Annotated in this window: 1 protein-coding gene; it reads left to right on the forward strand. The window is 58.7% G+C overall.

The genetic code is table 11. The annotated features are described in order from the left end of the window. Positions 1-281: ATP-binding cassette domain-containing protein (locus J4G32_RS21480; RefSeq protein ID WP_210497780.1), on the forward strand; the 281-nt coding region annotated here is incomplete at both ends.

Below are 281 nucleotides of genomic sequence, written 5' to 3' on the forward strand. Positions count from 1 at the left end.
GGAGTTTACCGCCCTCGGCCCTTTCACTGGCCGTCTGGCGGGGAAATTGTCCGGCGGGATGAAGCAAAAACTGGGGCTGGCCTGTACGCTGGTCGGCGAACCGAAAGTGCTGCTGTTGGATGAACCGGGCGTTGGCGTTGACCCGATTTCACGGCGCGAGTTGTGGCAAATGGTCCACGAACTGGCGGGCGACGGGATGCTGATTTTATGGAGCACCTCCTATCTGGATGAAGCCGAACAGTGTCGCGATGTACTGCTGATGAATGAAGGCGAGCTGCTCT

It is taken from the genome of Microvirga antarctica (assembly GCF_017921815.1).
Classification (GTDB): Bacteria; Pseudomonadota; Alphaproteobacteria; order Rhizobiales; family Beijerinckiaceae; genus Microvirga; species Microvirga antarctica.